Annotated in this window: 22 protein-coding genes and 1 tRNA gene (1 of these 23 cut by a window edge); 11 read left to right on the forward strand and 12 right to left on the reverse strand. The window is 66.8% G+C overall.

Annotated features, from left to right (window positions below):
- The first annotated feature begins 68 nt into the window (after positions 1-68).
- On the forward strand, positions 69-542 hold the full coding sequence (locus QM789_RS18015) for an Lrp/AsnC family transcriptional regulator (RefSeq protein WP_420353196.1): 474 nt from the start codon (positions 69-71) through the stop codon (positions 540-542).
- On the opposite strand, the gene QM789_RS18020 is transcribed toward QM789_RS18015, so the two are convergent.
- Genes QM789_RS18020 through QM789_RS18045 form a run of 6 tightly spaced genes read right to left on the reverse strand, consistent with a single transcriptional unit; the run spans position 543 to position 7014 of the window.
- On the reverse strand, positions 543-1469 hold the full coding sequence (locus tag QM789_RS18020; RefSeq protein ID WP_420353197.1) for a 2-hydroxyacid dehydrogenase: 927 nt from the start codon (positions 1467-1469) through the stop codon (positions 543-545).
- Positions 1469-2608 (reverse strand): rod shape-determining protein RodA, encoded by a 1140-nt coding sequence (gene rodA, locus QM789_RS18025; protein ID WP_420353198.1) that lies wholly within the window; start codon positions 2606-2608, stop codon positions 1469-1471. Before rodA ends, QM789_RS18020 begins: the two co-directional genes overlap by 1 nt.
- On the reverse strand, positions 2605-4548 hold the full coding sequence (mrdA, locus tag QM789_RS18030) for a penicillin-binding protein 2 (protein WP_420353199.1): 1944 nt from the start codon (positions 4546-4548) through the stop codon (positions 2605-2607). Before mrdA ends, rodA begins: the two co-directional genes overlap by 4 nt.
- A 10-nt stretch (positions 4549-4558) precedes the next feature.
- Positions 4559-5098: a rod shape-determining protein MreD gene (locus tag QM789_RS18035; RefSeq protein ID WP_420353200.1), complete on the reverse strand. Its 540-nt coding sequence runs from the start codon at positions 5096-5098 to the stop codon at positions 4559-4561.
- Complete coding sequence (gene mreC, locus QM789_RS18040) at positions 5091-5975, reverse strand: rod shape-determining protein MreC (RefSeq protein ID WP_420353201.1); 885 nt, start codon at positions 5973-5975, stop codon at positions 5091-5093. Before mreC ends, QM789_RS18035 begins: the two co-directional genes overlap by 8 nt.
- A 4-nt stretch (positions 5976-5979) precedes the next feature.
- Positions 5980-7014, reverse strand: coding sequence for a rod shape-determining protein (locus tag QM789_RS18045; protein ID WP_420353202.1), 1035 nt, complete (start codon positions 7012-7014; stop codon positions 5980-5982).
- 650 nt (positions 7015-7664) lie between these two features.
- Here QM789_RS18045 and QM789_RS18050 point away from each other — a divergent pair.
- The 3 genes from QM789_RS18050 (at position 7665) to QM789_RS18060 (ending at position 9721) form a co-directional block, all read left to right on the forward strand.
- Positions 7665-7739, forward strand: a tRNA-Gln gene (locus QM789_RS18050).
- Positions 7740-8132: 393 nt separating this feature from the next.
- The gene (locus QM789_RS18055) at positions 8133-9356 is read left to right on the forward strand and encodes a GTP-binding protein (protein ID WP_420353203.1); all 1224 of its coding nucleotides are present in this window, start codon (positions 8133-8135) and stop codon (positions 9354-9356) included.
- 89 nt (positions 9357-9445) lie between these two features.
- Complete coding sequence (locus tag QM789_RS18060) at positions 9446-9721, forward strand: DUF6525 family protein (RefSeq protein ID WP_420353204.1); 276 nt, start codon at positions 9446-9448, stop codon at positions 9719-9721.
- Between the two features lie 374 nt (positions 9722-10095).
- On the opposite strand, the gene ccrA is transcribed toward QM789_RS18060, so the two are convergent.
- Positions 10096-11391, reverse strand: coding sequence for a crotonyl-CoA carboxylase/reductase (gene ccrA, locus QM789_RS18065; protein ID WP_420353205.1), 1296 nt, complete (start codon positions 11389-11391; stop codon positions 10096-10098).
- A 266-nt stretch (positions 11392-11657) separates the two neighbouring features.
- Between ccrA and QM789_RS18070 the strand changes: the two genes are divergently transcribed.
- The 4 genes from QM789_RS18070 (at position 11658) to QM789_RS18085 (ending at position 17082) form a co-directional block, all read left to right on the forward strand.
- The gene (locus tag QM789_RS18070; protein ID WP_420353206.1) at positions 11658-12314 is read left to right on the forward strand and encodes a LysE family transporter; all 657 of its coding nucleotides are present in this window, start codon (positions 11658-11660) and stop codon (positions 12312-12314) included.
- Between the two features lie 113 nt (positions 12315-12427).
- Positions 12428-14401 carry a protein meaA gene (locus QM789_RS18075; RefSeq protein WP_420353207.1) on the forward strand — a complete coding sequence of 658 codons (1974 nt, stop codon included), beginning with the start codon at positions 12428-12430 and terminating at the stop codon, positions 14399-14401.
- Between the two features lie 69 nt (positions 14402-14470).
- A complete protein-coding gene (gene ctaA / locus QM789_RS18080; protein WP_420353208.1) occupies positions 14471-15619 on the forward strand; it encodes a heme A synthase in 1149 nt (382 codons plus the stop codon).
- On the forward strand, positions 15616-17082 hold the full coding sequence (locus tag QM789_RS18085; RefSeq protein ID WP_420353209.1) for a carboxypeptidase M32: 1467 nt from the start codon (positions 15616-15618) through the stop codon (positions 17080-17082). The genes ctaA and QM789_RS18085 overlap by 4 nt, the downstream gene beginning before the upstream one ends.
- On the opposite strand, the gene QM789_RS18090 is transcribed toward QM789_RS18085, so the two are convergent.
- From QM789_RS18090 to QM789_RS18110, 5 genes are all read right to left on the reverse strand, one after another.
- Positions 17060-18400 carry a cytochrome P450 gene (locus QM789_RS18090; protein ID WP_420353210.1) on the reverse strand — a complete coding sequence of 447 codons (1341 nt, stop codon included), beginning with the start codon at positions 18398-18400 and terminating at the stop codon, positions 17060-17062. The genes QM789_RS18085 and QM789_RS18090 overlap by 23 nt on opposite strands.
- Entirely contained in the window at positions 18397-19581 is a 1185-nt protein-coding gene (locus QM789_RS18095) for a hypothetical protein (protein WP_420353211.1), read from the reverse strand. The genes QM789_RS18090 and QM789_RS18095 overlap by 4 nt, the downstream gene beginning before the upstream one ends.
- Positions 19582-19710: 129 nt before the next feature.
- Positions 19711-20391 (reverse strand): M48 family metallopeptidase, encoded by a 681-nt coding sequence (locus QM789_RS18100; RefSeq protein WP_420353346.1) that lies wholly within the window; start codon positions 20389-20391, stop codon positions 19711-19713.
- A gap of 39 nt (positions 20392-20430) precedes the next feature.
- Positions 20431-21609 carry a vWA domain-containing protein gene (locus QM789_RS18105; protein ID WP_420353212.1) on the reverse strand — a complete coding sequence of 393 codons (1179 nt, stop codon included), beginning with the start codon at positions 21607-21609 and terminating at the stop codon, positions 20431-20433.
- Between the two features lies 1 nt (position 21610).
- A complete protein-coding gene (locus tag QM789_RS18110; protein ID WP_420353213.1) occupies positions 21611-21775 on the reverse strand; it encodes a hypothetical protein in 165 nt (54 codons plus the stop codon).
- A 119-nt stretch (positions 21776-21894) separates the two neighbouring features.
- On the opposite strand from QM789_RS18110, the gene QM789_RS18115 reads away from it, so the two are divergent.
- The 3 genes from QM789_RS18115 to QM789_RS18125 all read left to right on the forward strand — a co-directional run.
- The gene (locus QM789_RS18115; RefSeq protein ID WP_420353214.1) at positions 21895-23010 is read left to right on the forward strand and encodes a Ppx/GppA phosphatase family protein; all 1116 of its coding nucleotides are present in this window, start codon (positions 21895-21897) and stop codon (positions 23008-23010) included.
- The gene (locus tag QM789_RS18120; protein ID WP_420353215.1) at positions 23010-23753 is read left to right on the forward strand and encodes an RlmE family RNA methyltransferase; all 744 of its coding nucleotides are present in this window, start codon (positions 23010-23012) and stop codon (positions 23751-23753) included. Before QM789_RS18115 ends, QM789_RS18120 begins: the two co-directional genes overlap by 1 nt.
- Before the next feature lie 92 nt (positions 23754-23845).
- Positions 23846-24377: the 5' portion of a GAF domain-containing protein gene (locus QM789_RS18125; RefSeq protein ID WP_420353216.1), read on the forward strand. It continues 437 nt past the right edge of the window; only the first 532 of its 969 coding nucleotides appear in the window; it begins with the start codon at positions 23846-23848; its stop codon lies beyond the right edge, outside the window.

A 24377-nucleotide genomic window follows, 5' to 3' on the forward strand; every position in this document is an offset into this window, starting at 1 on the left:
CAAAAAGATTTTTCTTGGCAGTCTTAACGCATGACCCGTTCCACCCGGAACCCGCAGGAGGATCGACCTTGGCCGAGCTGGATCTCATCGACCGCAAGATCGTCGCGGAGCTGATGCGCGACGCGACGCAGCCCGTCGCGCAGATCGCCGACAAGGTGGGGCTGTCGCAGACGCCCTGCTGGAAGCGGATCCAGAAGCTGGAGGCGTCCGGGGTGCTGACCGGGCGGGTGGCGCTGGCCAGTCCGGGCAAACTCGGGTTCAACCTCACGGTTTTCGTCGAGATCGAGGCCCCGGACCATTCCGGCGAATGGCGCGACGGGTTCGTCAAGGCGATCGCGGAGATCCCGGAAATCATGGAGGTCTACCGCATGGCCGGAGAGATGGACTATCTGCTGCGCGTCGCGGTGCCGGACATGCCGGCCTATGATCTGCTCTATCGCCGCCTGACGGATGCGGTGCCGATCAAGAACGTCACCTCGCATTTCGCGATGGAGCGGATGAAGTTCACCACCGCCTATCCGGTCGATACCAGGAACTGGTGATCAATAGCCCCGCGCCCGGTCGACCAGATGCACGAAGGGCTCTCCCGCCTCGCCCCGCCGGACGTTTTCGGCAATCACCCGCGCCGCCGATCCGGGCCGCGTTGCCGCCGCGATATGGGGCGTGACCGTTACCCGCGGATGCGCCCAATAGGGGTGATCGGGCGGCAAGGGTTCGGTCCGGAACACGTCCAGCACCGCATGGCCGACCTGTCCCGCATCCAGCGCCGCCAGCAGCGCGGCATCGTCGATCAGCGTCCCGCGCCCGGGGTTCAGCACCACCGCCCCGCGCGGCAGCCAGCCCAGCGTTTCGGCATTCAGCAGATCCGCCGTTTCGGGCGTGTTCGGCAGGATCAGCGCCACTATCTCCGCCGTAGCCAGCGCGGCGCGCAGGCCCTCGGCTCCGCTCAGGCAGGTCACCCCCGGCACGTCCCGGTGCGACCGGCTCCAGCCCGTCACGCGAAAGCCCAGCCCGGAGAGCGTCCGCGCGCAGGCGGCGCCAAGCGCGCCCAGCCCCAGCACCGTCACCCCGCGTTCGGAGGCCAAGGGCGCCGGCTGATCGTTGCGCCAGATCCCATCCTGCGCCCCGGCCCAGAAGCCGATCCGCAGATGCGCGGCCAGCGCATGGCCCGTCACCCATTCGACCATGCCGCGTTCCAGTCCCTCGTCCACCATCCGGCACAGGGGCTGCGTCAGGGTCGGGTTGCCCACCACCCGCTCGACCCCGGCCCAAAGGCTCAGCACGGCCTTCGCCCGGGTATAGGGGGTGAAATCCTGCACCGGGCCCGAGGGCGCATAGACGATGTAATCCACCGTGTCGGGCGGCACTTCGCCCGGCAGCACCAGCCGCACCCCGGGCAGGGCGGTGCGCAGGGCGGGGGCGTAATCGGGCCAGTCCGCCGCTTCACCGGCATAAAGAACCGTCACCATCAGCGCGGCCTGTGGACATTGGCGCTCTGCACCAGCCCGAAGGCGGCGAGCAGGATCATCATCTGCGTTCCCCCATAGCTGACCAGCGGCAGCGGCACCCCCACCACCGGCATCAGCCCCATCACCATGCCCATGTTGATCGCGAAGAAGAAGAAGAACGTTCCCGCGATGCCCAGTGTCAGCAGGCTCGAAAACCGGTCCTTGTTCACCAGCGCCGCCTGAATCGAAAAGGCGATCACCCCCGCATAGAGCATCAGCAGTCCGAAGGCGCCGACGAAGCCGAATTCCTCGGCCAGCGTGGTGAAGATGAAGTCGGTGTGCTTTTCGGGCAGGAAGTTCAGCCGCGACTGCGTGCCCTGCATGTAGCCGCGCCCCGACCAGCCACCCGAGCCAAGCGCGATCTGCGCCTGCATGATGTTGTAGCCCGCGCCGAGCGGATCCTGCGTCGGGTCGAGGAAGGTGTCGATCCGGCGATACTGGTAATCGTGCAGCAATTGCCAGTCGGTGCCGCGGCTTTCCATCACCACGAAGACGAGCCCGACGACCAGCGCCAGAACCGTGCCGAAATACCAAAGGCTCACCCCGGCCGCGAACATCACGAAGCCGCCGCCCAGCACCAGCATCACCGCCGTGCCAAGGTCCGGCTGCGTCAGCACCAGAAACGTCGGCGTCAGGATCAGCGCCACCGGGATCAGCACCCAGACCGGGCGCGAGACCTTTTCCACCGGAAGCCAGTCGTAATAGGCCGCCAGCAGCATCACCAACCCGATCTTCATCAGCTCGGACGGCTGCAACCGCAACGGCCCGAGGTCGAGCCAGCGCTGCGCGCCCATGCCGATCTCGCCCACCAGTTCCACCGCGAGCAAGAGCAGCAGCGCCACGATATAGGCCACCCCCGAAATGTTGCGCCAGAACCAGATCGGCGTGAAGGCGACGATCAGCATCGCCACCATCCCGCCCGCGAAGCGTTCCATCTGCGGCTCGGCCCAGCGGCTGACATCGCCCCCCGCCACGGAATACAGCATCAGAAAGCCGGTGCAGCACACCGCCGTCAGCAGGATGATCAGCGGATAGTTCAGATACAGCACCTTGCGCAGCCCGGTGGGGACCGTCTTCAGGTTGCTTTCCAGATAGCTCATGCCCGCGTCCTCGTGCCGCCCGGGGTTTCGGGATCGACCAGCTTCATGCTGTCGAAGCGGCTTTGAACGCCGTCGCGCTGGCTGGAGGGATAGGCGTCGAGTGGCGGCAGCCCGCCCGCCAGCGCGAACAACAGGATGTCGCGCGCGATCGGCGCCGCGACGGTGGAGCCGCCGCCGCCGTGTTCGACGATCAGGCTGACGGCGTATTTCGGATTGTCGGCGGGCGCAAAGCAGACGAACAGCGCATGGTCGCGCCGGATCCAGGGCAGTTGTTCGTTGCGGATCACCCCGCGCGCGCGTTCGGCGGCGGAGATGTTGCGCACCTGGCTGGTGCCGGTCTTGCCCGCCATCTTCCAGCCGGCCATCACCACCTTTGATTTCGCCGCCGAGCCGCGGCTGTTGTTCACCACGGCGACCATGCCCTTGCGGACCTGATCGAGCCAGCTTTCCCGGAGTCCGAGCGGCGGCGCATCGGCCACCGGCACTTCGACCCCGTTGCGCGAGCGCACCAGACGCGGCTCGATCATCCGGCCCGAGGCCAGCCGCGCCGTCATCACCGCCAGATGCAGCGGCGAGGCCAGCACATAGCCCTGCCCGATCGACGCGTTGATCGTGTCGCCGATCCGCCAGTCCTTGTCGTAGCGCGCCTTCTTCCACGCCTTCGACGGCGCCACGCCCTCGGCCACGGCGGACATCGGCAGGTCGTGGCGCACGCCCACGCCCATCCGCTCCGCCATTTCGGCGATCTTGTCGATGCCGACGCGCTGCGCGACATCATAATAGAACACGTCGCAGGATTGTTCGAGGCTCTGGACCACGTTCATGCGGCCATGGCCCGAATGCTTCCAGCAGTGGAACTTGCGCCCGCCCATTTCGTAATAGCCCGGGCAATAGACGGTATCCTCCGGCCCGATCACCCCGGCACTCAGCGCCGCCAGCGCGGTGACGATCTTGAAGGTCGATCCCGGCGGATAGAGGCCCTGCACCGATTTGTCGGCGAGCGGGCGGTGGTCGTTCTCCATCAGCGCCTTGTAATCGGCCGAGCTGATCCCGCGCACGAACATGTTGGGATCGAAGGACGGGTCCGAGGCGATCGCCAGAATGTCGCCGTTCGTCACATCCATCACCACGGCGGCGGCGGATTCGCCCTTCATCCGCTCATGCGCGAAATTTTGCAGCCGCGCGTCCAGCGTCAGTTGCAGCGTGACGCCCGGCTCGCCTTCGCGCCGGTCGATCTCGCGCATTTCGCGGCCCATCGAATTGACCTCGATCCGGCGCTGCCCGGCGCGTCCGCGCAGATCGTCTTCGAGCTTCGCCTCGACGCCGGTCTTGCCGATCTGGAACTTCGGAATCCGCAGCAGGGGGTCCGGATCCTCGATCTTCTTCAGGTCGTAATCCGACACCGCGCCGACATAGCCCAGCACATGCGCGAATTCAGCCCCGCGCGGATAGATCCGCGACAGCCCGGCATCGGGCGTGACACCGGGGAGCGCGGGGGCGTTCACCGCCACGCGCGAAAACTCCTCCCAGCTCAGCCGGTCCACGACCTGCACCGGCGCATGCGGCGGCTGGCGCTTGATCTCGGCCAGGACGTCTTCGGCCTGCGCTTCGGTGACGGGGATCAGGCGGCGCAGATCGGCCAGAACCTTCTCCACATCTCCGGCCTCCTCCCGGGTGATGGTGACGCGGAAGTTCTGCTCGTTCCCCGCCAGCAGCACGCCGTTGCGGTCGTAGATCAGCCCGCGCGCGGGCGGGATCAGCCGGATCTTGATCGAATTGCCATCCGCCAGCAGGCGGTAGTCATCCGCCTGTTCGAGCTGCATCCGGCGCATCCGCAGGCCCAGCGTGGCGATGACCGCCGCCTGCGCCACCCCCAGCATCAGCGCCCGGCGGGTGACGGAGGACCGGCTCGCACGGGCGTCCTTTGATGATTTCTTCATCCGCGCCTCCTCACAATCTGCGACCGAAGGCAATGTCGTCGCCCGGTGCCGGGCGGCGCAGCCCAAAGGCCAGTGCCGAGAGTGCCACGACGAAAGGATAGGCGACAAGGGTCATCAGATAACGCAGCAGTTCCAGCCCCAGCACCGGCTGATCGACCATGAACAGCGCCAGAACCAGCCGGTTCACCAGCAACATCACCAGCATCACCCCCGCGACGATCGCCAGTTCGGCCGGAAAGGACAGGCTGCGGTTCGGCCGGACCCGGCTGCGCAGGAATTCGGTCCCGCCCAGAACGATCAACGGCCAGAGCCCGATCGGCCGCCAGTAGATCAGATCCTCCAGCACGAAGACCGCGATGATCAGAACTGTGGGCACATAATCGGGCCGCCGCAGCAGCCAGGCGACGGCGAAGGCCAGCATCAGATCCGGCCCCGGCACGCCATGGGTGACCGGGCTGATCGGCAGCAGGCGCAGGAACATCGTCCCCGCCGCGATGAGCGCGAACAGCGCCATATGGGCGATCCGGCGCGAACTGAGCGGATCAACCATTGCCGCCTCCGGGCAAGGGGGGCGTGGGGGGCGGGATCAGCGGCCCGGCGTCGTGCAACTGTTCCGCCGGATGCGAGCGCAGCACGCGCAGGAAATCGAGCCGCCCGTAATCCGCCGCGAGCCGCACCCGCAGGCGCCGGTCCTGCCCCTGCATCACCTGCCCGACCAGCAGATCCGCCGGGAACACGCCGCCGTCGCCCGAACTGATCACCCGGTCGCCCGGGCGCACCTGATCGGCGTTCTCCAGAAAGTCGATGACGGGGAAGGGGCTGTTGTCGCCGGTCAGGATCGCCTTCTGGCCGGAGGGCTGGATCGTCACCGGCATCCGGCTGGAGGTATCGGTCAGCAGCACGACCCGGCTTGTCGAATTGCCCACGCCGGAAATCCGGCCCACCAGCCCCAGCCCGTCCATCGTCGCCCAGCCGTCCACGATGCCATCGCGCGCGCCGACATTGAGCAGCACCGACTGCCGGAACGGCGAGCCGCTATCCGCCAGCACCACGCCCGAAACCGAGGTCAGCTTCGGGTCCAGCCGCACCTGATTCTGTGCCAGCAGCTTGGCGTTCTGCTGCTCCAGCTGGACGGCGGCCTCCTTCCAGGCGCGCATCTGCTGCAATTCGCGGCGCAGTTCCTGATTCTGTTCGTAGATCCGGGCGTAGGACTGGAAATTCTCGGCCATGCCCAGAACCTTCGCCACCGGCACCATGGCCCAGTCGAAGGTCGGCACGAAACGGTCGATGAAGGCCGAGCGGAACCGTTCGACCCGGGGGCTGTCGATGCGCCAGACCAGAAAGGTCGCGGCCAAGGCCAGCGCCAGGATCGCGATCGCGATCCGGCGCAGCGGGCCGGCATAATCCTCGTCGCGCTCCCGGGCCATCCCCTCAGCTGTCGTAGTCGATCACATGGCGCAGTTGCTTCTCGTATTCCAGCGCCTTGCCGGTGCCGAGGGCAACACAATTCAACGTCTGATCGGCGATCGAGATCGACAGCCCGGTCTGTTCGCGCAGGCTCAGGTCCAGATCGCCGAGCAGCGCGCCGCCCCCCGTCAGCATCACGCCCCGGTCGACGATATCCGCCGCAAGGTCGGGCGGTGTCGCTTCGAGCGCCTGCATCACCGCGTCGCAGATCTGCTGCACGGGTTCGGAGAGCGCCTCGGCGATCTGCGCCTGGGTAATTTCCACTTCCTTCGGCACGCCGTTCAGAAGGTCGCGCCCGCGCACCATCAGGCTGGCGCCGCGGCCATCGTCGGGCATCCGCGCGGTGCCGATCGTGGTCTTGATCCGCTCGGCGGTGGCTTCGCCCACCAGAAGGTTCAGGTTGCGCCGCAGATAGGAGATGATCGCATCGTCCATCCGGTCGCCGCCGACGCGGATCGAGCGGGCATAGACGATATCGCCCAGCGAGAGCACCGCCACCTCGGTCGTGCCGCCGCCGATATCGACGACCATGCTGCCGGTGGGGTCGGTGATCGGCATGCCCGCGCCGATGGCCGCCGCGATCGGTTCCGCGATCAGGCCCGCGCGCCGCGCCCCCGCCGAGAGGACGGATTGCCGGATCGCGCGCTTTTCCACCGGGGTCGCGCCCTGCGGCACGCAGACGATCACCTTCGGCTTGGTCAGGGTCGAGCGGCGGTGGACCTTGCGCATGAAATGCTTGATCATTTCCTCGGCGCTGTCGAAATCGGCGATCACGCCGTCGCGCATCGGGCGGATCGCCTCGATGCTGCCGGGTGTGCGTCCCAGCATGAGCTTCGCGTCCTCGCCCACGGCCAGCACCTGCTTCTTGCCGTCCTTGACGTGGTAGGCCACGACCGAAGGTTCATTCAGGACGATGCCCTTGCCCTTCATGTAGACGAGCGTGTTCGCCGTCCCGAGGTCGATCGCCATGTCCGAGGAAAAGATCCCGCCCAGTCCCATTCGTCACCAATCCCGCTTGCCCTGCGCCGCGACTCGCCCCGAGTACGGTCTCGCGCCCATATAGGCAAAGGCTCCCCGCGACGGAAGGCGATTTGCAGCCGAGGCCCTGCCCCCCGGCGGCATTCCGCAAAATGCCGCAGCAGAGCTATCACTTTTTCAACATTCGCTGTGTCGTGGGGGGGGGGATTCGGGAGATCCTTGCCGTTTTCGGATCTGTCACGAAAGCGTGCAATCTTCGTCTCCGGTTCGGGTCCGATCCGTCGCGCATCCGTTCGGCCCCGCCCACCCGCAGGGGCTGCTGACCGGAGATCGGCTGGCCGGGTGTGATCGTCGGCCCCGCGCACCTGTGGGAACGGCCCTTTCGGTTTTCCTTTGGTGTTTCGTGCGGTGGTCGATCCCCCGCGCCTGCGGAGGCGGCAGACCACACCCCTCGTCGGGCGCGGCATCCCGCAACAGCCCCTCGCCTCCGGGCCGGGCTTTTGCACTGCCGTCCGGCCCGAACCCCGGTGCCGGGTATGGCGGGGGCCGCGCGCAATCTCCGGATCGGCGCCGCCCGGGGAAGCCCGGCGAAGGGACAGATCCGGATTCCGGAGAGCCCCGTCACTTTTCACTTGCAGCCTCCCATCGGCTTGGCTACACAGCGCCGCAGTTGGGGCGTGGCCAAGTGGTAAGGCAACGGTTTTTGGTACCGTGTACCGTAGGTTCGAATCCTACCGCCCCAGCCATCTCATCTTCTCAGAATAGCCAGTCGAATAGAGTCCGTGTCGGTGGCCTGATGACTCGCCCGGGCAGTGCTGTCGCGCTGTCTCCTCTGGCATGCCCCGGTTCTGGCTGGTCCGGCCAGACGCCCCCTGAGCCGGCTGGCAGACACATCATCGTGACTATTGGCATGCGGTTGTTGCCGCCTTGGTGGTGGGCTGTATCGGCCTCTCTGGAGGGGCGGATAGAGGCGGCGGAAGACCCGCATCTGACGCGATTACAGGGAATTGGGCTGCGAGTGCATGCCCGACTGAAGGCGCGTCCGGGCCGGTGGGAAGCGGGGCGGCTATTTCGGCGCTTGCACGGGCAGGGGAATCTGACTAGGTGTATATGTAATAATATCACATAGCGAGGATGCCATGTCAGCCAGTCCGCAACAGCGCGACAAGCGCCTGCCCGTCACCGTCCTGTCCGGGTTTCTTGGCGCGGGAAAAACCACGCTGCTGAACCATGTCCTGAACAACCGCGAGGGGCGCCGGGTCGCCGTCATCGTCAACGACATGTCGGAGGTGAACATCGACGCCGACCTGATCCGCGAGGGCGCCGAGCTGAACCGTGCCGAGGAAAAGCTGGTCGAGATGACCAACGGCTGCATCTGCTGCACGCTGCGCGACGACCTGCTTCAGGGTGTGCGCAAGCTGGCCGAAGAAGGCCGGTTCGACTACCTGCTGATCGAGGGCACGGGGATCGCCGAGCCGCTGCCGGTCGCCGCGACCTTCGACTTCCGCGATGAGCAGGGGGCAAGCCTGTCCGATGTCTCGCGGCTCGATACGATGGTGACGGTGGTCGATACGATCAACCTGACCAGAGATTTCGAGAGCCAGGATTTCATCGCCGACCGTGGGGAATCGCTGGGCGACCAGGACGAGCGGACGCTGGTCAACCTGCTGACGGATCAGATGGAATTCGCCGATGTCATCGTGCTGAACAAGGTCACCGATGCCGGGCCGGAACGGCTGCGCAAGGCACGCCAGATCGTCAGGGCGCTGAACCCCGATGCGAAGGTGATCGAGACCGATTTCGGCCGTGTCGCCCCGGAGGCGATTTTCGACACCGGGCTTTTCGATTTCGACAAGGCCTATGAACACCCGCTCTGGGCCAAGGAACTGTATGGTTTCGCGAACCATGTGCCGGAGACCGAAGAATACGGGATTTCGTCCTTCGTCTACCACGCGCGCCAGCCGTTCGATCCGGCGAAGGTCGAGGCGGTGCTGTCGGGCGATCTGCCGGGCGTGATCCGCGCGAAGGGGCATTTCTGGATCGCGACGCGGCCCGACTGGGCGGTGGAGTTCAGCCTGGCGGGGGCCTCGGCCTCGATCACGCCGCTCGGGCGCTGGTGGGCGTCGATCCCGGCAGAGCGGCTGCCGACCCATCCCGATGCGCAGGCGGAAATCGCGAAGAACTGGGCCGAGCCCTGGGGCGACCGGCGGCAGGAGATCGTCTTCATCGGCGTCGGCCTCGACCGCGAGGCGATCAGCGAAAGGCTGAACGCCGCGCTGGTCGATACCCGCGACTTCACCCCGGAGGCCTGGACCAACCTGCCCGACCCCTTCCCGCAATGGGGTCAACGGCGCGTGGCATAGGGGGGTGCAGTGAAGAACGCAGGTTCGGGAATGATCGCGGGTCGCGCAGGGCTTCGGCCGGGGTGTGACGCCAAGGCCGGGGGGCACTGATGGCGGGCAATCTGACCACCTCGCTCCGGTGCAAGGCCCGGTCGCGGCCGATGGATCGCTACGACCGTCTGCCGCCCGAACTGCGCGGCTGGCTGGCCCGCGCGGCGCTGCCGTGGAGCGCGCAATCCGTTGCGCGCCTTTGGGAGCGGCACCTGCGGGAGACGCAGGGCGATACCATGGCCGCGCTTGCCCGGCTCGATCTGGCCGAACGCAGGATGCTGGCGAAGGACCGCCCGAAGGTCTGGGGCGAGAGCTATCCGGCCACGCTGTGCTGAAAGGTGCCGCCGGGACGGGTTGCAGGTCAGGAGGCTGCGCGATCCTTCCCGAAGCCGGACAGGTTATCGGGGCGGACCGCCGGTTTCCGTCGCCGCACGGTACTGGCGTGGAGATGCTCCAACGGATGCGCGGGCTGGCCGAAATCGCCACGGGAAAGGGTGGAGATCGGAGGCTCAACGGTATTTCCCCGGCGGGCCGCTGAAACAGGATCGGGAACCCGGGCCACTGTCCCTGATCGGGCATCGACATACGGCCCTGTCGCAGGCAACATTCTGGCCGGATACGGATCCAGTGCGGGTCTGATAGCTGTTCGGCGAAGCCTGCCGGTGGCCTTTTCGCCGGGGGCGGTCATTGCGACCGCGCCCCGCGCGGTTCACGGACGCTCGCGGCTGGCCTCCAGCGCATCCTCGAAGGTGCGCAACCCGGTGCGCGGCGCCTGCACCAGCACCGCCATGTTACCTGGCTTGTGCTGGTTCTTCAGCATCTTGGTATGCGCGAGCGGGATCTCCGCCCAGGGGAAGACCTCGGACATGCAGGGGTCGATCCGGCGTTCGATCATCAGCTTGTTCGCTGCCGAAGCCTGCTTCAGATGGGCGAAGTGGGAGCCCTGCAAGCGCTTCTGGTGCATCCACATATAGCGCACGTCGAAGGTGCAGTTGAAACCCGAGGTGCCCGCGCAGATCACCACCATGCCGCCCTTCTTCACCACCAGCGCGGAGACCGGGAAGGTCTGCTCGCCGGGATGCTCGAACACCATGTCGACGCTCACGCCCTTGCCGGTGATGTCCCAGATCGCCTTGCCGAACTTGCGCGCCTCTTTCAGCCAGGTATTGTATTCCTCGCTGTTGACCTTGGGCAGCTGGCCCCAGCACTTGAAATCCTTGCGGTTGATCACGCCCTTCGCGCCGAGCGACATGACGAATTCGCGCTTGTCCTCGTCCGAGATCACCCCGATCGCCGAGGCCCCCGCCGCATTCACCAACTGGATCGCGAAGGAGCCGAGCCCCCCCGACGCGCCCCAGACCAGCACGTTCTGGCCGGGTTTCAGGTCATGCGGCTCGTGGCCGAACAGCATCCGGTAGGCGGTGGCCAGCGTCAGCGTGTAGCAGGCCGATTCCTCCCAGGTCAGGTGGCGCGGGCGCGGCATCAGCTGCTGCGCCTGCACCCGGGTGAACTGCGCGAAGGAGCCGTCGTTCGTCTCATAACCCCAGATCCGCTGGCTGGGCGAGAACATCGGATCGCCGCCGTTGCATTCCTCGTCGTCGCCATCGTCCTGGTTGCAGTGGATCACCACCTCGTCGCCGACCTTCCAGCGGGTGACCTTTTCGCCCACCTTCCAGATGATCCCGGCGGCGTCCGACCCGGCGATGTGATAGGGCTGCTTGTGGCCGTCGAAGGGGCTGATCGGCACGCCGAGGCCGGCCCAGACACCGTTGTAGTTCACGCCCGCGGCCATGACGAGCACCAGCACCTCGTTGGAATCTATCTCCCAGGTGTCGACGACCTCGACCTGGAAGGATTGCTCCGGCTCGCCATGCCGCTCGCGCCGGATCGCCCAAGCATACATCTTCTTGGGCACATAGCCGAGCGGCGGCATCTCGCCGATTTCATACAGGTCTTTCTCCGGCGCTTCGTAGGGGGCGATTGCGGGATGAGTATCCAGCGCCATGGGCGTCTCCTCGTGTAGGGGTCTGCGCACGGCGATGCCGCGGCGCAGAATCGTGCTGCTTACGCGAGAAGTAGCTTTCTGCGCGAAACTTTGCAATGATATTTAGATCGTTTTGGTAATTATCTTGCGCGCAAGATTGCTTCAATTCTACCTGTCGCTCTGATTGTTCTCGAACGGTCACCGAAACGGTGGTAGCATCCGCACATAGCTATTTTTCAACGCCGTTTTTCATATTTTCTCGGAAGTTTCGCGAAGGGTGTTCCGAGATGCTTTCGACAGTCAGCGACGCCTTGTTCTTCGGCGGATCCTATGCGGTCATCGCCCTGATTCCCGGCCCGAACTTCATGCTCGTGAGCTTCATGGGCCTGAACCATCCGCGCAGCCATGCGCTTTGTGCCGCGTTCGGCGTTTCGTCGGGGGTGGCCAGCCTGTCCGCGGTGGCCCAGCTTCTGCCGCAGTCGGATGCCGGGGGCGGCCCGCTGCTGCATGTCCTGCAAGCCGTGTTCGCGGTGCTGCTCCTGTCGATCGGGGTGCGGGCGATCTGGACCATCGGGCGCAGCATCCGCCAACGCGGGGCTGCTCCGGCGCCCGTGGGTGTGCGGAGGTCTCCGTCTTCCGCGACCTATTGCCTTTTCGCGGGGCTCTGCACGGCGCTCAGCAACCCGGTGACGCTGGCCTTCATGATCGGGACGGCGGTCTCCGGCCATCGGGGCACGGGGGGCGGACTGGATGTTCCGCGCGCCTCCGCCGGGGCCATCGGCACCTTCATCGTGGCCGTGGTCTGGTTCGGGGGCGTGGCGCTCGCGGCATCGCAGCCGCTGATGCGGGCCGCCGCGCAGCGCTACGGTGGCCTGGTGACGCCCATCGTGGGGCTTGTGCTGATCTGGTGGTCGCTGCGCCTGATGATGACGGCGCTTGCCTGACGGGGCGCCGGTCACGCCGCATTGCAGAGAATTGACAGGGACATATTATTGCCGATATTAGGCATTAAATGGCAATATTGTTGCCCGTGAATTTTCCGGCCCGGAGAGACCCGATGAACGAGACGATGCGCCCCGCGAAGGAAAAGCCCTGGCTGTTCCGCACCTATGCCGGCCATTCGACGGCGGAGAAGTCGAATGCGCTCTACCGGATGAACCTGGCGAAGGGGCAGACCGGGCTTTCGGTGGCCTTCGACCTGCCGACGCAGACGGGCTATGATTCGGATCACGTTCTGGCGCGGGGCGAAGTGGGCAAGGTCGGCGTGCCGGTCTGCCATCTGGGCGACATGCGCGCGCTGTTCGATCAGATCCCGCTCGAACAGATGAACACCTCGATGACGATCAACGCGACGGCGCCCTGGCTGCTCGCGCTTTATATCGCGGTGGCGGAGGAGCAGGGCGCGGATGTCTCGCGGCTTCAGGGCACGGTGCAGAACGATCTGGTGAAGGAATACCTCAGCCGCGGCACCTATATCTGTCCGCCGAAGCCGAGCCTCGCGATGATCACGGACGTGGCGGCCTATACGCGCGAGCACCTGCCGAAGTGGAACCCGATGAACGTCTGTTCCTATCACCTGCAAGAGGCGGGCGCGACGCCGGAGCAGGAACTGGCCTTTGCGCTCGCGACCGGGATCGCGGTGCTGGACGATCTGAAGGGCAAGGTGCCCCCGGAGAGCTTCCCGGAAATGGTCGGGCGGATCTCGTTCTTCGTCAACGCGGGCATCCGCTTCGTGACCGAACTGTGCAAGATGCGCGCCTTCACCGAGCTTTGGGACGAGATCTGCCGCGAGCGCTATGGCATCGAGGAGGAGAAATACCGCCGCTTCCGCTATGGCGTGCAGGTCAACAGCCTCGGCCTGACCGAGCAGCAGCCGGAGAACAACGTCTACCGGATCCTGATCGAGATGCTGGCGGTCACGCTGTCGAAGAACGCGCGCGCGCGCGCGGTGCAGCTTCCGGCCTGGAACGAGGCGCTTGGCCTGCCGCGCCCCTGGGATCAGCAATGGTCGCTGAGGATGCAGCAGATCATGGCCTACGAGACCGACCTTCTGGAATATGGCGACCTGTTCGACGGCAACCCGGCGGTGACGCGCAAGGTCGAGGAGCTGAAGGCCGGGGCGCGGGCCGAGCTGGAGACGCTGGACGCGATGGGGGGCGCGATCGCGGCGATCGACTACATGAAGGCGCGGCTGGTCGAATCGAACGCGGCGCGGATCGGCCGGATCGAGACGAACGAAACCATCGTCGTCGGCGTGAACCGCTGGCAGCAGGGCGAGCCCTCGCCGCTCACCGCCGGGGATGGCGGGATCATGGTGGTCGATCCGGCGGTGGAGCTTGATCAGGTCGCGCGGCTGGTGAAATGGCGCGATGCCCGCGACGAAGCGGCGGTGCGTAGCGCGCTGGACCGGCTGGCCGCTGACGCGCGGGCCGGGCGCAACATCATGCCGGGGTCCATCGCGGCGGCGAAGGCCGGGGCGACGACGGGCGAATGGGCGGGGGTGATGCGCGCGGTGCATGGCGAATATCGCGGCCCGACCGGGGTCAGCACCGCACCCTCGAACCGGACCGAGGGGCTGGACGAGATCCGCGCGGCGGTGGACGCGGTTTCGGTGCAGCTTGGGCGGCGGCTGAAATTCGTGGTCGGCAAGCCGGGGTTGGATGGTCATTCGAACGGTGCCGAGCAGATCGCCTTCCGCGCGCGCGACTGCGGCATGGACATCACCTATGAGGGCATCCGGATGACGCCCGAACAGATCGTCGCGCAGGCGGTGGAGACCGAGGCCCATATCGTCGGGCTGTCGATCCTGTCGGGCTCGCACCTGCCGCTGATCGAGGAAGTCATGGAGCGGATGCGCGCGGCCGGGCTTTCGGATGTGCCGGTGGTGGTGGGCGGGATCATCCCCGATGACGATGCCGCGACGCTTCTGGGGTTCGGTGTCGCGCGGGTCTATACGCCCAAGGATTTCGAACTGAACCGGATCATGATGGATATCGTCGTGCTGGCCACGCCGAAACCCGAAGCAGCCTGAGACGACTGGCCCCCCTTGCCTGCGCCCGCCGCCGTGCCTAGTGTCCGGGGCCAGAGGACGGAGGCCAGCATGAGCCCGAAACGCAGCATTTTCGAGGAGGTCGGCGCGGAAGCCCCGGCCACCCGCGCCACGCCAAAGGGGAACCTGATCGACGCCCGGCCAAAGGGCGCGCGACGGGCGATCCGGATCTGGCTGATGATCCTGTTCGCGCTGGTCGTGGTGATGATCGGTGTCGGCGGGGCCACGCGGCTGACCGATTCCGGCCTGTCGATCACCGAATGGAAGCCGGTGACCGGGGCGGTGCCGCCACTGGACGAGGCCGCCTGGACGGCGGAATTCACGAAATATCAGGCGACGCCGCAATATGCGCTGATGAACCGGGACATGACGTTGCCGGAGTTCAAAGGCATCTACTGGTGGGAATGGGGGCACCGGCAGTTGGGTCGGCTGATCGGGCTGGTCTGGGCCCTGGGCTTCGTGGGCTTTGCGCTCACGCGGCGGATCCCGCCCGGATGGGTGCCGCGGCTTCTGGGGATCGGCGTTCTGGGCGGGCTTCAGGGCGCGATCGGCTGGTGGATGGTGTCGTCGGGTCTGGTGGGGGAGATGACCTCGGTCGCCTCCTACCGGCTGGCGGTGCATCTGGGGCTGGCCTTCGCGATCCTCGGCTTCATCGCCTGGTATGTGATGCTGCTCGGGCGCACGCAGGCGGATCTGTTGCAGGCCCGCCGTCTGGCGGAGCCAAAGCTGTTCGGCATGGCGACGGGGGTGCTGCATCTGGCCTTCCTTCAGATCCTGCTCGGCGCGCTGGTCGCCGGGATCGACGCCGGGCGCGGCTTTACCGACTGGCCGCTGATGGGGGGGCAGTTCCTGCCGCCAGATCCCTTCGCGATCACGCCCGTCTGGCGCAATTTCTTTGAAGATCCGGGCCTTGTGCAGTTCATCCACCGGATGGCGGGGTATCTCGTGCTGCTCTTCGGCGCGGTGGTGGCGGTGCTGGGGCGGCGTTCGCCGCAGGCGGCGACGCGGGTGGCCTTTGCCTGGATGGGCACCTGGCTGCTGGTGCAGGTCGGGCTGGGCATCGTCACGCTGCTGCATGGCGCGCCGATGCACCTTGGCCTTGTGCATCAGCTGGGGGCGGTGGTCGCCTTCGTTCTTATTCTTCGGGCGCGGTTTCTCGCGCGGTATCCGGTCGTTCAGTCGATCAGGGGGAGCAAATGACAGCACTTCAGGACCTCATCGCCTTTCAACGCGAGACCGAGGCGCTGGCCTCCGTTGCCGAACGGCTGGGCTGGGATCAGGAAACGGTGATGCCGCGCGGCGCCGCCGATCAGCGGGCCGAGGAGATCGGCGCACTCGAAGGCGTGCTGCACGCCCGCCGCACGGATCCCCGGATCGAGGACTGGCTGGCGCGGGCCGAGGCCGACACCCCGGCCGAGGCGCGGATCCTCGACATGGTTGCGCGGTCCTACAACCGCAACACCCGGGTGCCGGCGCGGCTGGCGGCGGAACTGGCGCGGCTGACCTCGCGCAGTCAGGGCCTTTGGGCCGAGGCGCGGGCGGCGGAAGACCCGGCCGCCTTCCTGCCGACGCTGCGCGAGGTGGTGCGGCTGAAGCGCGAGGAGGCGAACTGCATTTCCGACGGCAACAGCTATGACGCGCTGCTCGACGATTACGAACCCGGCGTGACGCAGAAGCAGATCGCGGCGGTGTTCGACCGGATGCGGCCGCGTCTGGTCGCGCTGCGGGAAAAGGTGCTGGGGGCGAGCTATGCGCCGCCCGTGCTGAACCATGTTTTCCCCGAGGCGGCGCAGCTTCGGCTGGCGCGGAAATGCGCGATGGCCTTCGGCTACGACTGGAACCACGGGCGGATGGATCGGGCGGTGCATCCGTTCTGTTCGGGGTCGGGCCGCGATGTGCGGATCACCACGCGGGTGGTGGAAAGCGATCCGTTCAACTGCCTGTATTCGACGATCCACGAAACCGGCCATGCGGTCTATGAGCTGGGCATCGACCCGGATTATCTGTTCACCCCGATCGGGCACGGCGTGTCGATGGGCGTGCATGAAAGCCAGAGCCGGATCTTTGAAAACCAGCTGGGTCGCTCGCCCGCGTTCACCGGCTGGCTGCACACCCGGATGGTGGATGCCTTCGGCGATTTCGGCGTGGGGGCGGAGGATTTCCACGCCTGCGTGAACCGCGTCAGCCCGGGCTTCATCCGCACCGAAGCGGACGAGCTGCATTACAACCTGCACATCATGATGCGCTTCGACCTCGAACGCGCGCTGATCGCCGGGACGCTGGAGGTCGAGGATCTGGAAGAGGCCTGGAACACCCGCTTCGCGCAGGATTTCGGGGTGAAGGTCACGCAGCCCTCGCAGGGGTTCTTGCAGGATGTGCATTGGCCGGTGGGGCTGTTCGGCTATTTCCCGACCTATGCGCTTGGCAATATCTATGCGGGTTGCCTGTTCAAGGCCCTGGGCGAGGCCGTGCCGGACTATGCCGAGGCGCTGGCCGAAGGGACGGCGGCGCCCGCCGTCGAATGGCTGCGCGAGAACCTGCACCGGCACGGCGGCCTGCGCCCGCCGGTGGAGACGATCACCGCCGCCTGCGGCTTTGCGCCCAGCGAAGGGCCGCTGCTCGATTACCTCGAAGCGAAGTTCACGGCGATCTATCGGCTCTAGGCGTCAGGGTCAGCCAGATCCCGTCCCGGCTGTGCACCGTCAGGTGCGCGACGGGGACGGGGGCGGCTCTGGCGGGCGCGATGTGGAAGTCGCGCAGGATCATCGACAGCAGGAGCGGCCCCTCCGCCATGGCGAAGCCCGCGCCGGGGCAGATCCGCGCCCCGGCGGAAAACGGGATATAGGCCTGCCGCGCGGCGGGGCAGGGGCCAAGCCAGCGGCCCGGGTCGAAGCCGTCCGGGTTGTCCCACAGCCGCTCGTGCCGGTGCAGGTGCCAGGGGCTGATGACCACCTGCGCGCCCTTCGGGACGGGACGTCCGCGGAAGGTTTCGGGGCAGGTGGCTTCGCGCACGAACATCGGCACCGGCGGATACAGGCGCAGCGTTTCGCGGAACACCGCCCGGCTGAGGCGCAGGGTGGCGAGGGTGGCGAAGTCCGGGCGCAGGGCCTGCGCCTCGCTGGCCACGCGGTCCTGCCACTCGGGATGCGTCGCCATCAGCCACAGCGCCCAGGCGAGCGCAGAGGCCGAGGTTTCGTGCCCCGCGAGGAAAAAGATCGCGACCTGATCAATCATCTCCTCGGTGTCGAAGCATTTGCCGGTGTCCGGATCCGGCGTGGTCATGATCCGGGTCGCGAGGTCGTCGGGCGCGGTGCCCGCCGCGATGTCCCGGGCGCGGGCCTCGGTCAACCGGGCGATCAGGGCGCGGATATGGGCGGCGGTGCGGCGGGTGCGGCGCGAATGCAGGCGCGGCAGCCAGGGCAGGAAGGCGCGCGCGTTCAGGATCGGCTGCGTGCGCTGATGCGCGCGGAAGGCGGTGAAGACGGCGGCGGCGGTCTCGTCCTCGATCGGGATCGAGAACAGCGTGCGGAAGATCACATCCGCCGCGGCATGGGCGGTTTCATGTTCGATCTCGACGGGATTTTTCGCCGTGCGCAGCCGGTTCAGGCAGGCCTCGCCCGCCGCCCACATCGCGGGGAAACTGCCGTGCAGGCGGCCGGTGTCAAAGGCCGGGTCGATGATCCGCCGCTGTCGCGCCCAGGTTTCGCCATTGGTGACGAAGACGCTGTTGCGCAACAGCGGCGCCAGACCGGCGCGCAGACGGGGCGATTTCGGGAAGTCCATCGGCCGTTCGCGCAGCACAAGGTCCACCAGCGCGGGATCGTTGCACAGGAAGGAATGGAAGAACGGCGTGCGGTACTCTGCCATCCACGCATGATAGAGCCGCGCGGGCAGAGCCGAGAGCAGATCGCGCCGGAACAGCGCGATCAGCCGCCAGAGCCCGGCCGACGTGTCCCGGGGTTCGGGCTTCGGCGGGGTCATGTCGCGGTGAACCTGTTGGCTGAACGTGTGATCCGGCTGCGCGAGGGGCGGGCTTCGGCGAAACGCTCGGGCAGGCGGCGCGGTCCGGCGGTGATGCGGAAATAGTCATAGGCATCGGGCCGGTCGAAGGCGCAGAGATATTGGAAATGCAGCCGGAAGAAGCGCCGGCGCAGCGCCCGCCAGCGTTCGGGCGAAAGCGTCTTGCGGAAGGCCGCCGAGATCACCAGCGGCGCGGCCCCGGTGGGGACCAGCCCGGAAACGGCGACCGGATCGCACAGCGCAAAGGCGCAGGCATCCCCCGGTGCGGTGACATCAAGCCAGAAGATCCGCTCCTGCGCCCCCATCCGCGCCAGATCGGCGCGCAGCGCGCGGGCTTCGGGCAGGTAGGTGACCATCGGCATCGCCTGCCCAAGGGTCAGGAGCGAGACCTTCGCCCCCGGCGGCAGGCGACCCTGTTGCAAGAGCCGCGCGAGCACCGACACCGCCAGATGCGCGCCGGAGGAATGGCCGATCAGCAGAACCTCGTCCCAGTCCTGTTCGGCGGCGGCGGCGATCCGGTCGCCGAATTCGGCCAGCCGCGCGTCGAGATCCGGCGGATAGGCGCCACGCCAGCGGGCGGTGAAGGCATAGTCGTGCATCAGGTAATAGGCGAAGAACCGGCGGTCATGGCGCCGGAAGCCGTTCAGCACGAGGATCACCGTGACCGCAAGCCCGATCAGCCCCACCACCCCGGGGAGCAGCGCGAAAACGGCCAGCCCCGCCGCCAGCGCGACGAGGGCCTGCACCAGAAGCGCCACGACCGGGTAGAGCGCCGCGAGGATCGGCCCCCGGCGCAGCCGCATCAGCCGGAACAGCGCGCCCGTGGTGACATAGACCCAGGCGGTGCGGACCATCTGCGCATAGGTTGCCGCGACCGAACCGCCCATCGAGGCGCGCACGATGTCCGACCAGGTGAGAACCTCGAATTCCGTCCGGGTTTCCATACCGTCCTGCTCCGAGACGACGGACCAGCCCCGTCCGCCCTGTCCGGGCAGCAGGCGCAGGCCGTAGCCTGAGATCCGCGCCTGTTCCGCCCCCTCACGGCGATACAGCTCGCGGTAGCGGCGGGGATGGAATGGATCGTAGCCCGGAATGTAGAACACCCGGCGGCGGCGAACGGTCTGGGCTGGGGCTGCGGACATTCAGGACTCGATGGCGAAAAATTGGAACGTATTCGGAAAAACTGGAGCGTGACTTGCACGAGACCAAGAAACGATTACCGCCCGATGAATCCGGACTGGCTACAATGTCCTTGAACGGGAAAAAGTGGCTCAGGTCCAGCGGGACTCGCGTTCGCGGATCGCGGCGATCCGGGCTTCGGTCTTCGGATGGGTCAGCAGCCAGGCGGGCGCGGCGGCGCCGGGCGCCCCGGTCAGCGCGTCGAGCTTGTGAAACAGCGAGATCTGCGGCCCGGTGCCCAGCCCCGCCTTGATCAGCAGGGCGGTGGCGAAGGCGTCGGCCTCGTATTCGTCGCGCTGGCTGAGCCGGGCGGCAAGCGCGGAGGAGATCAGCCCCGCTAGCAAGACCCCGGCAAAGGGCACCAGCCGACCCAGAAGCGGCACCAGCACGGCGCGCAGCACGTTCTGCCCGGTGAAGTCGATCATCCGCCGCCGGGCATGGCCATGGGCGACATGGCCCAGCTCATGCGCGATGACGGAGGCCAGTTCCTCGGCGCTGACCCGGCCTTCGCGGTAAAGGCGCATGAAACCCTCGGTCAGGAAAACCCGCCCATCCGGCGCGGCGAGGCCATTGACCGGATCGACCTCATAGACATGGACCGGCACCTCGGCCACGCCCATCGCCGCGGCGAGGCGGTCGAGGATCGGCTCAAGCCCGGTATCGCGCAGCCGACGCGAGCGGTTGTCCAGTTGCCGCTTCATGTTGCGCGCGGAGAAGTGCCACAGCACGAGGCCGTAACCGATGGCGAGCAGCAGGGGCAAAAGGCGCAGGATCATGCGATGGATCTGGGGGCCGGGCCGGGGCGCGTCAAGTCAGAGCGCCTTCATCGCGCGGGTAATCCCGTCGAGGGTGAGCGGAAACATCCGGTTCTCGAAAATCTCGCGGATCAGGCCGGTGGATCGGGTATGGACCCATTGCAATTCCGGCTCGGGGTTGAGCCAGACATTCGCGGGCCACTGCTCCCGCGCGCGGGACAGCCAGAGCGCGCCGGGTTCCGGGTTCCAGTGTTCGTTCGCGCCGCCCGCATGGGTGACCTCATAGGGCGACATCGCGGCATCGCCGACGAAGATACATTTGTAATCCGGGCCGAAGCGGTTCAGCACCTCCCAGGTCGGGGTGACCTCTTCCCACCGGCGCCGCGCGGATTTCCAGACCCCTTCGTAAAGGCAGTTGTGGAAGTAGTAATGTTCGAGATGCTTGAATTCCGAGCGGGCGGCGGAGAACAGCTCCTCCACCATCTTCACATGCGCATCCATCGAGCCGCCGATGTCGAGGAACAGCAGCACCTTCACCGCATTGCGCCGCTCGGGCCGGGTCTTCACGTCGATATAGCCCGCCTCGGCGGAGGCGCGGATCGTGCCGGGCAGGTCGAGTTCCTCCTCCGCCCCCTGCCGCGCCCATTGCCGCAGCCGTTTCAGCGCGACCTTGATATTGCGCGTGCCCAGTTCGACGGTATCGTCGAGATCGCGGAATTCGCGCTTGTCCCAGACCTTCACGGCGCGCTTGTGGCGCGACTCCGCCTGGCCGATGCGGATGCCTTCGGGGTTGTAGCCATAGGCGCCGAAGGGCGAGGTGCCCGCCGTGCCGATCCATTTGTTGCCGCCCTGATGGCGTTCCTTCTGCTCCGCCAGCCGCTGCTTCAGCGTCTCCATCAGCTTGTCGAAACCGCCAAGCGCCTCGATCGCGGCCTTTTCCTCGGCGCTCAGATGGCGCTCCGTCATCTTGCGCAGCCAGTCTTCGGGCAGGTCCAGCGCCTCAAGCACCGCTTCCGGCGGGATCGCCTCCACCCCCGCGAAGGCTTCGGCGAAGGCGCGGTCGAAACGGTCCAGGTGCCGTTCGTCCTTCACCATCGCGGCGCGGGCGAAGTAATAGAACCCATCCAGATCGTAGGTGCACAGCCCCTTCGACAGCCCTTCGAGAAAGCCCAGGTATTCGCGCAGCGAAACCGGAATGCCGCCCCGGCGCAGGGCCTCGAAGAAGGGCAGGAACATCTCAGCCCATCCGGTTCAGGATGATCGTCAGCAACAGACCGCAGATCCCGAGGATGATCCCCTGCACCGTGGCCTGAAGCGCCTGGTCCCGGCGGTTGCCGCCGCGCGCTCGTGCCTGGCGTATGCCCAGAATGATCCCCACCAGCGTTCCCGCAATGATCAGCATGCCCACCTCCCTTTGTCACAGGATTAGCGCGCGGGCGCGGGGCTGTCGAGCGAAGCCGTCTTGAATGGTGCCGGTCTAGCGACTAGTTTGGGGACAACTTGATATCGGAGGGCGTGACGATGGCGCCCAGGCGTCCCCGGTCTGCGGGCGCGTTCCCGAAAGCGGTAGAGCAACCCGCGACCAAATACGCCGAGTCCGGCGAGCTTTATGCTGCGCTGGATCTCGGCACGAATTCTTGCCGGATGCTGATCGCCCGGCCCAAGGGCGACCAGTTTCAGGTCGTCGACAGCTTTTCCAAGGCTGTCCAGTTGGGGCAGGGGCTCGAAGCCTCGGGCCGGTTGTCGCGCAGTTCGATGGCGCGCACGGTGCAGGCGTTGCAGATCTGCCGCCGCAAGATTGAATCGCATGGCGTGACGCGGATGCGGCTGGTCGCGACCGAGGCCTGTCGCCGGGCGGGCAATGCGCGCGACTTCATCCGCTATGTCCGGCGTGAAACCGGCCTGCCGCTGGAAATCATCCCGGCGGAGGAAGAGGCGCGGCTCGCGGTGATCTCCTGCGCGCCCTTGGTTTCGCGGCAGGCGGAGCAGGTGCTGGTGGTGGATATCGGCGGCGGTTCGACCGAACTGGTGTGGATCGACGTCTCCGGGGTGGAGCCCTGCGAGCGCGGCCGGGCGATCATGCGGATTTCGGACGGGCTGAGCCAGCCCGAGGGCACGGTGCCGGGCGCGAAGGTGGTGGACTGGATTTCCGTCCCGCTCGGTGTCGCGACGCTGAAGGACCATTTCGCCGATGTCGAGGACGATGCCGCGCGGTTCGCCCTGATGTCGTGGTATTTCGAGGAAAAGCTGTCGAATTTCTCGACCTATTCCTGCGGCGCGCCGCGCGACGGGTTCCAGATCATCGGCACCTCGGGCACGGTGACGACGGTTGCGGCTTGTCATCTGGGCCTGCGCCGTTATGACCGGACGCGGGTGGATGGGCTGACGATGACCTCCGGGCAGATTGATCAGGTGATCCGCAGCTTCCTGTCGCTCGGCCCCGAGGGACGGCGCACCGATCCGCGCATCGGGCGCGACCGGCACACGCTGATCATGCCCGGGGCGGCGATCCTCCAGGCGCTGATGCGGGTCTGGCCGACGGAAGCGATGTCGGTGGCCGACCGCGGCCTGCGCGAGGGGCTGCTTTATGCACAGATGGCCGCCGATGGCGTGCTCGAAGAGATGGGACCGATCTGATGGCGAAGACACCGGGGGGCACGTCGGGCCGTGGCCAGCGCGAGTTGCGGGTGCGGGTGAAAACCGCGAAGGGACGGAAGCTGAGTTCCACCCTGTGGCTGGAGCGGCAGTTGAACGACCCCTATGTGCAGCGGGCGAAGAAGGAAGGTTATCGCGGCCGGGCGGCGTTCAAGATCCTTGAGCTCGACGACAAGTTCCGGTTCCTCGTGCCGGGCGCGCGGGTGGTGGACCTTGGCTGTGCGCCGGGGGGCTGGTGCCAGGTGGCGGTGCAGCGGGTGAATGCGCTTGGCGAGAAGTCGGGCAAGAAGGTCGGCACGGTGCTGGGCGTCGATCTTCAGGAAGTGGCGCCGATCGCCGGGGCCGAAATCCACCAACTGGATTTTCTCGAAGATGACGCCGACGAGAAGGTGAAGGGCTGGCTGGGCGGCAAGGCCGATGTGGTGATGTCGGACATGGCGGCGGCGGCTTCGGGGAATCAGCAGGTCGACCACCTGCGGATCATCACCCTGTGCGAACATGCGGCCTATTTCGCCTTCGACGTGCTGGAAGAAGGCGGCACCTTCGTGGCGAAGGTTCTGGCCGGTGGCGCGGAGCAGGAGTTGCAGGCGATCCTGAAGAAGAATTTCACCAAAGTCGCCAATATGAAGCCCCCGGCCTCGCGCAAGGACAGTTCCGAGAAATTCGTTGTGGCGACGGGGTTCCGTGGCAAGCGCCACGAGACGGACGGAGAAGACCCGACCTAAGTCGCATCCCCCCGCGCGGATCGGCAGTTTACACTGTGCGAAACCGGGCTATCTTTCCGCATCGGCACCGGAAAGAGGGGAGGCTTTTCGTCATGCCACTGCCTGTTGGCGTTCCGCGCGACCATGCGAAGATCGTGCAGTCTGTCGTTGCCTCGTCCGCCGTGGGGCGCGCGGGCTTCGCGGCCAGTTGGCGCCGCTCTCTGATCCATCATCAACTTGATCCGTCCCGGGCGCGTCCGGGCGAGCGCGTCCCTGCGCCCGAAATGCGCGCGCGGCGCGAGGCGGCGGGGCTGTTGCTGCGGATCGCCACGCCGGTTCTGGACCGTCTGGCGCGCGCGGCCTGCGAGGCGGGCTGCACGGTGCTGCTTTCGGATCCCGAGGGGATGGTTCTGGACGAGCGCGTCCGTGATGGGGACCGGCGCGAGTTTCACGCTTCGAATCTGGCGCCGGGCAGCAACTGGTCCGAGGGGGCGGAAGGCACAAACGGCATCGGCACCTGTCTGGCCGAGGGGAGGCCGGTGACCGTCTGGCGTGATCAGCATTTCCGCGCGACGAATACCGGCCTGGTCTGCATGGGGGCGCCGGTGTTCGGCGCGGCGGGGGAACTGGCGGGGGTGATCGACG

The sequence above is a fragment of the Paenirhodobacter sp. genome (assembly GCF_047600745.1).
Lineage (GTDB): Bacteria > Pseudomonadota > Alphaproteobacteria > Rhodobacterales > Rhodobacteraceae > Rhodobacter.